Annotated in this window: 6 protein-coding genes; all 6 read right to left on the bottom strand. The window is 74.7% G+C overall.

The window, feature by feature from the left end:
- Window positions 1–186: 186 nt before the first annotated feature.
- A complete protein-coding gene (locus ACIQVL_RS20485) occupies window positions 187–1,098 on the bottom strand; it encodes a hypothetical protein (RefSeq protein WP_403439505.1) in 912 nt (303 codons plus the stop codon).
- A 126-nt stretch (window positions 1,099–1,224) separates the two neighbouring features.
- Window positions 1,225–2,067 (bottom strand): dimethylargininase, encoded by an 843-nt coding sequence (ddaH, locus tag ACIQVL_RS20480; protein ID WP_403439507.1) that lies wholly within the window; start codon window positions 2,065–2,067, stop codon window positions 1,225–1,227.
- Between the two features lie 6 nt (window positions 2,068–2,073).
- The gene (locus ACIQVL_RS20475) at window positions 2,074–3,363 is read right to left on the bottom strand and encodes an MFS transporter (protein WP_403476009.1); all 1,290 of its coding nucleotides are present in this window, start codon (window positions 3,361–3,363) and stop codon (window positions 2,074–2,076) included.
- Window positions 3,360–10,388, bottom strand: a complete 7,029-nt coding sequence (locus ACIQVL_RS20470; RefSeq protein ID WP_403476008.1) for an amino acid adenylation domain-containing protein — start codon at window positions 10,386–10,388, stop codon at window positions 3,360–3,362. Before ACIQVL_RS20470 ends, ACIQVL_RS20475 begins: the two co-directional genes overlap by 4 nt.
- Before the next feature lie 36 nt (window positions 10,389–10,424).
- On the bottom strand, window positions 10,425–11,456 hold the full coding sequence (locus ACIQVL_RS20465) for a TauD/TfdA family dioxygenase (RefSeq protein ID WP_403439513.1): 1,032 nt from the start codon (window positions 11,454–11,456) through the stop codon (window positions 10,425–10,427).
- 11 nt (window positions 11,457–11,467) lie between these two features.
- Entirely contained in the window at window positions 11,468–11,677 is a 210-nt protein-coding gene (locus ACIQVL_RS20460; protein ID WP_361300713.1) for an MbtH family protein, read from the bottom strand.
- Window positions 11,678–11,740 lie beyond the last annotated feature (63 nt).

The raw sequence follows: 11,740 nt of genomic DNA, 5'->3' as shown, positions 1-11,740 counted from the left end.
AGCGGACCGACGGTCACTGCCGTCACCGATGGTCACACATCCCCACCGGGCCCGGACCGGCCGCCCGGCTCGGCCGCCCGACTCGGCCGACGGCGGAACCCACCCACGGCTTCCCCTGCCGGGCCGGCGCGATCGGCTCGTGACCGGCCGGCGGACGGGCGCCACCGGCCGGAGCGCGCGGTGGCGTCATCGAGGGCCGTCGAGCAGCACGACGTGGACCAGGTAGGGAAGTACCTCGTTGACGCGGGGGTCCTGGTCCAGGAGCACCGCGACCGGGGTACGGCCCTGGGCGCGCAGCGCGTCGAGGGGCCGGGACCAGTGCACGGGGGCGGACGGTCCGGCTCCGGGCGGCGGGAGTTCCCGGTCCGGGCCGATCGCGGGCAGCGGGCGTGGGCCGCGGCCCGCGGCGGCGGCCAGGGCGCGCGCGGTGGCACGGCGCAGGGCCTCGGCGCGGGTGGCGCCGGTCGCCACGACCGTGTCCGGGCGGGGGTCCAGCCGGATCGCGCAGCCGGGCAGCGAGAGCAGCCCGGACAGGTCGTGGGCGACGGGTTCGCCCGCCGCGTAGAGGGGGCGCGAGGCACCTGTGGCGATCCTGGCGCAGTCGTTGGCGGCACACCGGCCGTCGCACCGGCCCGCGGCGCACAGCCGGGGCACCCGGGTGCCGGGCTCCGCGAGGCGCCGGGCCAGCAGCGCCTCGCAGTGCGCGGTCATGCCGGCCTCCAGGGCGCCCACCCAGGTGAGGCCCGCCGCCACTCCCACCGCGGGGTTTCCGGCCGGGTCGGCCGGCACGGCCAGCCGCTCGGCGGGCACCCGGCGCAGGACGCCGGTGTCCAGGTCGAGCCCCCACGCGGTGGACTGCGGGGGGACCGTGCCGAGGCGGGACCGGCCGGCCAGCTGCCCCGCCAGCGCGGCCAGCAGGGTGTCGAGGTCCTCCTCGCCGCCGGTCCGGGCCCGGTCCCCGGTGACGGCGGGCGGCAGCAGGGCCGCGGCCCGGTCGATCAGTTCCCCGGCGTCCGCCGCCGCCCCGGCCGCCCGGGACACGAAGGCGGCCCGCGCCTCCTCCTCGGTGGGAGGGTGCGTGAACTCCTCGGTAGTCATGCCTGGTCGTTCCTCTCCGGGCTCCCCCGTCGGAGACCCTCGTCGTTCGATGAAACCGGGGAGCGATCTACAGCGGATGGACGCTCGATCCCGCCACCTGTCCGGTACCCGGGTGTCCGCCGCATGTCAGTCGCGGGCGGGGCGGTCGCGGATCTCCAGCGTGCAGCACTTCACGCTGCCGCCGCCCTTGAGCAGTTCGGACAGGTCGAGGCCGACGGGTTCGAAGCCGCGCTCCCGCAGGCGCCGCGCCACCCCGGCGGCCGACTCGGGGAGGATGACGTGGCGGCCGTCGCTGACCGCGTTGAGGCCGAAGTGCTCGGCGTCGGCCTCGTCGACCTGGATCGCGTCCGGGTACAGGCGGCGCAGCACGGCCAGGCTGTGCGGGGCGAAGGCGCCCGGGTAGTACATGATCTCGTCGTGGTCGAGGACGGTCAGGGCCGTGTCGAGGTGGTAGAAGCGCGGGTCGACCAGTTCCAGGCCGACGACCGGGCGGCCGAGGAACTCCTCGGCCTCCGCGTGGCTCTCGGGGGCACTGCGGAAGCCCGTGCCGGCCAGCAGCCGGTCACCGGCGAGCAGGAAGTCGCCCTCGCCCTCGTTGACGTGGACGGGGTCGTGCACCAGGTATCCGCGCTCGCGGAACCACTGTAGGTAGGCCGGTCCCTCGGCGGCCCGCTCCACGTCGCGGAACCGGGCCCCGAGGACCCTGCCGTCCACCACCGTGGCGCCGTTGGCCGCGTACACCATGTCGGGGTAGCCGGGCAGCGGGTCGACGAGCTCGACGTGGTGGCCGAGCCGCCGGTGCAGGGCGAGAAGCTGCTCCCACTGGGTGACGGCGAGTTCGGTGTCCACCGGCTTGCCGGGGTCCATCCAGGGGTTGATCGAGTACGTCACCTCGAAGTGGGTCGGGCGGCACATCAGGTAGTGCCGGGTGCGGGCGGAGCGCTGGGTGCTCGGTTCCATGACGGTCATCAGTCCTTACGACATCCGGGGAAGGTTGCGGAGGGTGCGAAGAGGGCTCGCGAGCAGGACGAGGGCGGCGCACAGCAGCACGCCGGACATGATCCAGATGGTGGGTCTGCTGCCCACGGCGCCGCCCAGCCAGCCGCCGAGCAGGGCGCCGACGGGGATCGCCCCGTAGTTGACGGTCGACGCGCTCGCCCGGACCCGGCCGAGCAGGTGGGAGGGGCAGTAGGTCTGGTAGAAGCCGGCGACGATGACGTTGCCCGCGACCACCCCGCACACCGCGACGCCCCAGGCCAGGGCGCTCACCATGAGCGGCAACTGCCGTCCCGCGAAGGGCAGCAGGAAGATGAAGGGCGCCACGACCAGCATGCACAGCAGCAGTCCGCGTGCGGTGCCGAACCAGCGGGCGACGCGTCCGGCGAGGGCGGCCCCGGCCAGGCCGCCGACGCTCACCACCGCGAACACGGTGCCGACGGCGCCCGGTTGCAGGCCGACGTCCCGGACCAGGAAGACGGTCTGTACGGCCTGGATGCCGTTGAGGGCCAGGTTGGCGAGGGCGCCGAAGCCCGCCAGGGTCCGCAGGTACGGGTCGCGGGCCACGAACCGGACGCCTTCGGCGATCTCCCGCCGCAGCGCCCGGCGTTGCGACGGCTCCGGCGGGTTCTCGCGGACGTCGATCCCGCCGAGGCAGAGCGCGGAGACCAGGTAGGTCGCCGCGTCGAGGAAGACCCCGGTGACCGCGCCGAAGGCCTGGGTGACCAGGCCCGCCACGCCGGGTCCGGCGACGTCCGCCGCCGATTCGGCGCCGTGCAGCTTGGCGTTGGCCTCCAGCATGTCGTCGTCGGCCACGAGCGCGGGCAGCAGCGCGGTGTAGGCGGTGCTGAAGAAGACCTTCGCCGCGCCGGAGAGCAGGGCGACGAGCACGACCTGGGCCAGCGTGAGCACCCCGAGCCAGGCGGCCACGGGAACGCTCCCGAACAGGACCAGCAGCGCCAGGTCGCAGACCAGCATGGTCCTGCGGCGCGGCCAGCGGTCCACCCAGGCTCCGGCCGGGAGCCCGATGAGCAGCCACGGCGTCCAGGCCGCCGCGGTGAGCACGCCCATCATGAACGGGGAGGCGTGCAGCGTGACCACCGCGACCAGGGACAGCGAGACATGGCCGACGGCGGTGCCCAGGCCGCTGGTGGTCTCGCCGAGCCACAGCCTGCGGAAGTTCCGTTCGGACCACAGTCCCAGACGGCCGCGGGCGGGCCGCTCCTTCTCCCGCCCGGGTGCGGCGGGACCGGCGTAGGCGCGGCTCATCGGTGGTCTCCCGGCTGTGCGGAGCGGAGTTTCTTGGCGACCGCTTCCGCGATCAGGGCGATCGGGCCGGGCCGGGTCATCGCGCCGTGCTCGCAGGCGAGCAGGTCGTGTTCGATCAGGCCGGTGACGTACGGCCGCCAGGCGCTCTCGTACGGCCAGTCGGCGGGCTTGTCGAGCGCGGCGCCGATGAACAGGGCGTCTCCGTGGTGGACGCCGGGCTGGTGTGCGGCCAGCAGCCTGTCGTGGTCGGCGAAGACCCGGGGCAGGGTGTCGGCGGCGTCGCCGAGCATGGCCCGCAGGGCGTCCGGTACGCCGTCCTCGACGGGAAGGCCGAGGGAGGTGAGCAGGGCGGCGAGCGGATCGGTCGGCTGCCCGGGGTCCGCGGCGGCGCCGGGGTCGGGGACGGCGGACGGCGGGTAGCCGTCCAGCAGGATCAGGGCACCGGTGTCCTCGCCGGCCGCCTGGAGCCGTACGGCCATCTCGTGGGCGACGACGGCGCCGAAGGACCAGCCGAGCAGGTGGTAGGGGCCGTTGGGCTGGACGGTCCGGATGTGCCGCAGGTAGGTCGCGGCCAGCTCGCCGACGCTGTCGGGGGTGGCGCCGCCCTGGAGGCCGGGGGCCTGCAGGCCGTACACCGGGTGGGCGGCGTCGAGGTGGCGCAGCAGGCCGGAGTAGACCCAGCTGATGCCGGCTCCGGGGTGCACGCAGAACAGCGGGGTCGCGGTGCCGCCGGTCCGCAGCGGCAGCAGGATCCCGAGGGAGTCCTGCGGGCCGCGCTCGGTGTCGAGGTGGCGGGTGAGACCGGCCGGGGTGGGGTGTTCGAACAGGGCGCGGATGCCGATGTCCTCGCCCAGGACGGCGCGGATCCGGCTCAGCAGCCGGGTCGCCAGCAGCGAGTGGCCGCCCAGGGCGAAGAAGTCGTCGTCCGCCGAGACCGACTCCAGGCCCAGCACCTCGGTGAACAGACCGCACAGGGTCTCCTCGCGCGGGCTCGCCGGCGCCCGCCCGGCAGCCGTGCCCGCGAAGCGCGGCGCGGGCAGTGCCGCGCGGTCGAGCTTGCCGTTGACGTTCAGGGGCAGCGTGTCCAGCACCGTCACGACCGCCGGGACCATGTACCCGGGCAGCAGGCCCGCCGCGAACTCCCGTACTGCGGTGCCGTCCGCCGCTCCGGTCACGTAGCCGGCCAGTCTCCCCTCGTGGGCGACGACCACGGCCTGCGTCACTCCGGGGCAGCGGGCCAGCACGGCCTCCACCTCGCCGAGTTCGATGCGGAAGCCGCGGATCTTGACCTGGTGGTCGGTGCGTCCCAGGTACTCCACCGCCCCGTCCGGGCGGCGGCGCACCAGGTCGCCGGTGCGGTACATCCGCTCGCCCGCCGCGAACGGGTCGGCCACGAACCGCTCGGCGCTCAGGCCGGGTCGGTTCAGGTAGCCGCGTGCGATGCCCGCGCCGGCCAGGTACAGCTCGCCGGCCACACCGACCGGGACCGGGCGCAGGTTCTCGTCCAGCACATGGGCCCGGGTGTTCGTCAACGGCTCGCCGATCAGCGGGGTTTCGTGCTCGGCCAGCCGGGCGTGGAGGGCGTCGACGCTGTACTCGGTCGGGCCGTAGAGGTTGTGGCCGGTCACACCGGGCGTTGCGCGCACGGCGGTCCACAGGGCCGGGCCCGCCGCCTCGCCGCCGAGCATCAGGACCGGCAGCCGCCGTCGCTCCAGCAGCCCTTCCTCCAGGAGCTGTTCGGCGTAGGTCGGGGTGACGTCCAGCGCGTCGATGCCGGCTTCCGCGACGTAGCGGACCACGGCGGCGGCGTCGCGGCGGCAGTCGTCGTCGAGCAGGTGCAGCTCGTGCCCGGCCACCATCCAGAGAATTCCCTCCCAGGAGGTGTCGAAGGACAGGGAGGCGGTGAGCGCGAACCTGAACCGCCGTCCCGGGTGGGCGTGTTCGGCCTCCGCGATGGTGGTGGCCCGGTGGAACGCGTACAGGTTGGCGACGCCCCGGTGCTCGATCACCACGCCCTTGGGCCGGCCGGTCGAGCCGGAGGTGTAGATGAGGTAGGCGGCGTTGCGGGCGCCGGCCCGGGGCGCGGGCCGGGCGGGGTGGGCGGGTACGGAGCCGTCCTCCTCCAGTGCCAGCCGGGGCACGCCGTCCAGGATCTCCGGGAGGGGCCAGGGGGCGTGGGTCAGGGCGAGCAGCGGGGCGGTGTCGCGGAGCATGTGGGTGAGGCGGTCGGCCGGGTAGTCGGCGTCCAGCGGCAGGTAGGCGCCGCCGGCCCGAAGCACGGCCAGGATCGCGACGACCGAGTCGGCCGAGCGGTCCAGGGCGAGGGCGACGACCTGTTCGGGGCCGACGCCGGCGGCGGTCAGCCGGTGGGCCAGCGCGTCGGCGCGGGCGTCCAGTTCGCGGTAGGTCAGCGAGGTGTCACCGCTGACCAGGGCCACGGCGTCGGGGGTCCTGGCGGCCTGCGTGGCGAAGATCTCGGGCAGCAGGGCCGGTGCTTCGGGGAGCGCGGTGTCGTTCCAACGCGCCAGCGCCGTACGGTCGTCGGACGTCAGGAGGTCCAGGCTGCCGACGGGCCGGCCGGGGTCGTCGGCGACCTGGGTCAGCACGGCGGTGAGGGCGGTGGTGAGCCGCTCGGCGGTGTCCCGGTCGAACAGGTCGGTGGCGTACTCCAGCGCACCGCCCAGTCCGGTCGTGGTGCCGTCGGGTCCGTGGCGTTCGGAGACGTTGAGGCACAGGTCGAACGGGGAGGCCGTGAAGTCGGTGGTCACGTGCTCGGCGTGCACGCCGGGGAACGTGATGTCCGCCTCGGTGGTGTTGTCGTAGGCCAGCATCACCTGGAACAGCGGGTTGCGGGCCGCGGAGCGGACCGGGTTGAGCTCCTCCACCAGGCGTTCGAAGGGCACGTCCTGGTGGGCGTAGGCGGCGAGGCCGGCGGTGCGGACACGGTTCAGCAGGTCGGTGAAGCTCGGGCGGCCCGACAGGTCGGTGCGGAGCACGAGGGTGTTGACGAAGAAGCCGACCAGGTCGTCCAGGGCGCCGTCCGCCCGGCCGGCCACGGGGGTGCCGACGGGGATGTCGTCCCCGGCGCCGAAGCGGTGCAGGAGGGTGGCGAACGCGGCCTGCAGGACCATGAACAGGGTGGCGCCGTGGGTGCGGGCCAGGTCGGTGAGCCGGGCGTGCAGGGCGGGGCCGAGCTCGAAGCGGACGGTGTCGCCGCGGTGGCCGGGCACCGCCGGGCGGGGCCGGTCGGCGGGCAGGCTGAGTTCGTCGGGCAGTCCGGCGAGGGCGGTCCTCCAGTGGGCGAGCTGCCGGGTCAGGAGGCTGTCGGGGTCCTGGTCGGTGCCGAGCAGGTCGCGCTGCCAGAGCGCGTAGTCGGCGTACTGCACCGGCAGCGGCCGCCAGTTCGGTGCGGCGCCGGCGCGGCGGGCCCGGTAGGCGGCGGTGAGGTCGTCGAAGAGCGGGCGCAGGGAGGCGCCGTCGGCGGCGATGTGGTGCAGGACCAGGACGAGGATCTGTTCGCCGGGTCCGGCCGGGATCAGGTGGGCGTGCACGGGGATGTCGGTGGCGAGGTCGAAGACGTGGCCCGCGGCGGCGGCGACGGGGATGTCCGCGACGGTCAGCAGCGGGGCGGGCGGTTCGTCGAGGACGTGCTGGTGGGGGACGCCGTCGAAGGTGCGGTAGACGGTGCGCAGGGCCTCGTGGCGGGCGACGACGTCCCGCAGGGCGGCCTCCAGCGCGCTGGTGTCCAGGGCGCCGCGCAGCCGCAGGGCCAGGGAGACGTTGTAGGTGGCGCTCGGGCCCTCGGTCTGGCCGATGAACCAGAGCCGCTGCTGGGCGAAGGAGAGCGGCACCCGCTCCGGCCGGTCGGCGGGCCGGGGTGCCGGGCGGGCCGGGCTGCCCGTGGTGCCGTCGGCGAGCCGGTCGGCGAGGCCCGCGGGCGTCGGTGCCTGGAACAGGTCGGCCAGCGGGATCTCGGCGCCCAGGACGGTGCGGATGCGGCTGACCAGCCGGGTGGCGGTCAGGGAGTGGCCGCCGAGGGCGAAGAAGTCGTCGTCGACGCCCACCGAGGGGAGGCCCAGCAGTTCGGCGAACAGGCCGCACAGGATCTCCTCGCGGGGCGTGCGGGGCGTGCGTCCGCCGGCCGGTCCGCCGAGGTCGGGGGCGGGCAGGGCGGCGCGGTCCAGTTTGTCGTTGGCGGTCTGCGGGAGCCGGTCGAGGACCATCACGAGCGGGACCATGTAGCCCGGCAGGGTGTCGGCGGCGTACCGGTGCAGCGCGGCCGCCAGGTCCTGCCGGTCGCCCGCGGGGGTGCAGTAGGCCACCAGCCGCTTGTCGCCGTCGTCCTCGCGGACCACCACGGCGACCTGGCCGACCCCCTCGTGCCGGGCCAGTACGGCCTCGATCTCGCCGGGTTCGATGCGGAAGCCGCGGATCTTGACCTGGTGGTCGGTGCGGCCGAGGAACTCGATGGCGCCGTCGGCGCGGTGGCGTACCAGGTCGCCGGTGCGGTACATCCGTTCGCCCGGCTCGAAGGGGCAGGCCACGAACCGTTCGGCGGTCAGGGCGGGCCGGGCCGCGTAGCCGCGGGCGAGGCCGGCTCCGGTCACGTACAGCTCGCCGTGGACGCCCGGCGGCACCGGGCGCAGGCCGCCGTCCAGGACGTAGGCGCGCATGTTGTCGAGCGGGGTGCCGATCGGCACCCGGGCGCCGGTCAGGTCGTCGTCGGTGATCCGGCGGAACGTGGCGAAGGTGGTGGTCTCGGTGGGGCCGTAGCCGTTGCCCAGGACCAGGCCGGGGCAGGCGTCCAGGACCCGGCGCAGCAGGGCCGGCGCGGCCGCGTCGCCGCCGGTGGTGACGGCGCGCAGTCCGGCGAGGGCCTGCGGGCTCTCCTCGGCGACGACGTCGAAGAGGCCCTTGGTGAGCCAGGCCGCCGTCACCGCGTGGCGTTCTACGACCGCGCGCAGGACGGCCGGGTCGAGGTGGCCGGGCGGGGCGACGACGACGGTGCCGCCGGACAGCAGGGGCGCCCAGAGTTCGTAGGTGGCGGCGTCGAAGGCGTGCGGCGAGTGCAGCAGGACACGGCGGTGGTCGGCGCCCTGCCAGCGGTGGTCGGTGGCGAGGGCGACGACGTCGCGGTGGCGGACCGCGACGCCCTTGGGCAGCCCGGTGGAGCCGGAGGTGTACATCACGTAGGCGAGCTGGTCCGGGTGGGCCGCCGGCGGCCGGAACCCGGGCACCGGATCGCCGTCGGGCCGCATCACCAGGGCGTCCGGGACGAAGCCGAGGTCGTCGCGGTCCGTCAGCAGCACCGGCGCGCCGGCCTGGGCCAGCACCCACTCCAGGCGGTCCGGCGGGAGCGAGGCGTGCAGCGGCACGTACGCCCCGCCCGCCAGCACGATCGCCAGCGTGGCGACCACGACCTCGGCCGAGCGCTCCAGCAGCATGGCCACCGGCGTCTCGGGTCCCACGCCCAGCGCGGCGAGCCGGGCCGCGAGGCTCTCCGCGCGGGCCCGTACCTGCGCGTAGGTGTAGGTGACGTCGTCCGACACGACGGCGACGGCGTGCGGGGTGCGTGCGGCCTGCCGGGCGAACGCCTCGGTCAGGGTGGAGTCGCCCGGCACCGGGCGTGCGGTGTCGTTCCACTCCCCCAGGATCCGGGCCCGTTCGTCCTCGCCCAGCAGGTCGTGCCGGCCGACCGGCGCGTCCGGGTCGGCGACGGCCGCTTCGAGCAGCCGTTCCCAGCGGGCGGCGAACGCCGCGACCGTCCCGGTGTCGAAGAGGTCGGCGGCGAACTCGACGGAGCCGGTGATCCCGGCCGGGGTGCCGTCCGGGGCGTGGTTCTCCTCCAGTCCGATGTTGAGGTCGAACTTGGCGACCCTGAGCCCCAGCGGTTCGGGCGTGAAGTCCAGGCCGTCCGGGCCCGTTTGGGCGCTCGGGGTGTTCTCGTTGCGCTGCAGGACGGCCATCACCTGGAACAGCGGGTGGCGGGCCGTCGAGCGGACCGGGTTCAGTTCCTCCACCAGGCGTTCGAAGGGGACGTCCTGGTGGGCGTGGGCCTCCAGGTGGGTCTCCCGGACCCGGGCCAGGAGTTCGGTGAAGGACGGGTCGCCGGAGAGGTCGGTGCGCAGCACCAGCGTGTTGACGAAGAAGCCGACCAGGTCGTCGAGCGCCTCCTCGGAGCGGCCCGCCACGACCGAGCCGACCGGCACGTCGGTGCCGCCGCCCAGCCGGGAGATCAGGGCGGCCAGGGCCGCCTGGAGGACCATGAACAGGGTCACCCGGTGGGTGCGCGCCAGCTCCAGCAGTGCGGCGTGCAGTTCCGCGTCGAAACGGATCGGCAGCGCGTCGGCGCCGCCGCCCAGGGCACGCGGCCTGGGCCGGTCGGCGGGCAGCGTCAGTTCCTCGGGGAGTCCGGCCAGCTTGGTCCGCCAGTAGGCCAGTTGACGTGCCATCAGGCTGTCCGGGTCGCTGTCGTCGCCGAGCAGTTCGCGCTGCCAGACGGCGTAGTCGGCGTACTGGACGGGCAGCGGCTCCCAGTCGGGGGCGCGGCCCGCGCGCCTGGCCGCGTGGGCGGCGGCCAGGTCGCGCAGGAAGGGTCCCCTGGACCAGCCGTCGCCGGCGATGTGGTGCAGCACGGTCAGCAGCACGTACTCGTCCGGGGCGAGGACGAACACCCATAGGCGTACCGGGAGTTCGCCGCGCAGGTCGAAGGGTTCGGCCGCCGCCGCGTCGCGTCGCGCGGGATAGCCGCCGGGGTCGGCCGTGCAGTCGACCACCGTGAAGGAGAGATCCGCCGCCGCCCGTTCGGCGGGCACCACCTGCTGCACGGGGACGCCGGCCACGGCCGGGAAGACCGTGCGCAGCGCCGCGTGCCGGGTGACGACGTCCACGGCCGCGGCCCGCAGGGCCGCCGGGTCCGGGACGCCGCGCACGCGGACCGCGAACGGCAGGTTGTACAGCGGGCCAGGCCCTTCGATCTGGTCGGTCAGCCACAGACGCTGCTGCGCGAAGGAAACCGGGATCACGGATCTGTCCTTACGTCACGGGCCACGGGGGCCTGGTCAGGCGGTGGGCAGGGGTGCGGCGCGGAACGCGGCGGGCGGCACGCCGGGCCGGCAGTCCAGGACGTCGACGGGCGATCCCATGGCGACGGCGATCTTGCGGTCGCCGCCGAACGGGTCGCGGCCGTGGGCGGCGAGGATGTTGTCGACGAGCATCACGTCGCCGCGCTGCCAGGGCTCGCGGACGGTGGCCGCCTCGTAGACGGCGTTGAGGGTGTCCACGTCGTCCCGGGTGAGCGGGGCTCCGTCGCCGACGCCGGTGTTGAAGGGCAGGCCGTCGGGGCCGAACTCGTCGGTCAGGGCCTCGCGGATCACCGGGTCGAGCGACCACTCGCTCCAGAACGCGAGGTGGTTGAACCAGACCTCCTCGCCGGTCTCCGGGTGGGTGATGGTGCCGGGCCGCAGCTGGCGGGTGCGCAGCCGGCCGTCCTCCCGCCACTCCCAGGAGACGAGGTTCTCGGCGCAGTACGCCTCGACCTGCGCCGGGTCGTCGGTCGCGAAGGCGGTGCGCCAGTCCAGGGAGACGTACTCGGAGTAGTTCCGGGTGAGCGTCCAGCCGCTGGCGCGCACCCGGTCCACGAGGCCGGCGGGCAGGTTCGCGAGGACCTTGCGGCAGTCAGCGACGGGGGTGGCGCCGCCCTCGGCGGGCGCGGTCAGGCAGGCGAAGAGCAGCTTGCCGGGGAAGGTGAGCGTGTAGCTGTTCTCGTTGTGCATCCGGATCGACTGGTGGGGCGGCAGGTCGGTCGAGGAGAAGATCCCGTGGCCGAAGTCGCTGCGCGGGGTGGCCTTCTCCCGGTACGGGGTGGGTTCCGGCAGGAGCACGTCCCGGACCCGGGCGACGTCCTCGCCGGCGGCGACCGGCAGGCCCCGCAGGAAGATCACGCCGTGCTCGGCGAGGGCGGCCCGCAGGTGCGGGCCGTTGTCCTGGAGCCAGTCGACGGCCGCGTCCATGTCGTGGACGCCTGTCACGCGGGTCAGGGCCGGGCGGCCGGGAGCGGTCTCCCAGCGCGGTGCGGTCGGTGCGGTCGACACGGCGGCGCCTCCTAGCGGCCGAGGGCGGCGAGCAGGCTCGCCGGACGGATGTCGGTCCAGTTCTCCTCGATCCAGGCGAGGCAGGCCTGCCGGTCGGCCTCGCCGAAAGCGACGGTCCAGCCGGCCGGGACGTCGATCCACGCGGGCCACAGGGAGTGCTGGTTCTCGTCGTTGACGAGCACCTTGTAGGTGCCGTTCTCGTCTTCGAAGGGATTCGTCATGATGGTTTTCCTCCGTCGTGAGCGGGGCGGGCGTTTCGGAATTCCCTCAATTCCCGGAATTCC

Source organism: Streptomyces sp. NPDC090499 (genome assembly GCF_044769305.1).
GTDB lineage: Bacteria > Actinomycetota > Actinomycetes > Streptomycetales > Streptomycetaceae > Streptomyces.
This window is presented reverse-complemented; position numbering and strand designations above follow the sequence as displayed.

Coding starts and splice junctions, on each gene's coding strand:
- ACIQVL_RS20485 (WP_403439505.1), bottom strand. CDS start 1,098: ATGACTACCGAGGAGTTCACGCACCCTCCCACCGAGGAGGAGGCGCGG.
- ddaH (WP_403439507.1), bottom strand. CDS start 2,067: ATGACCGTCATGGAACCGAGCACCCAGCGCTCCGCCCGCACCCGGCAC.
- ACIQVL_RS20460 (WP_361300713.1), bottom strand. CDS start 11,677: ATGACGAATCCCTTCGAAGACGAGAACGGCACCTACAAGGTGCTCGTC.
- ACIQVL_RS20475 (WP_403476009.1), bottom strand. CDS start 3,363: ATGAGCCGCGCCTACGCCGGTCCCGCCGCACCCGGGCGGGAGAAGGAG.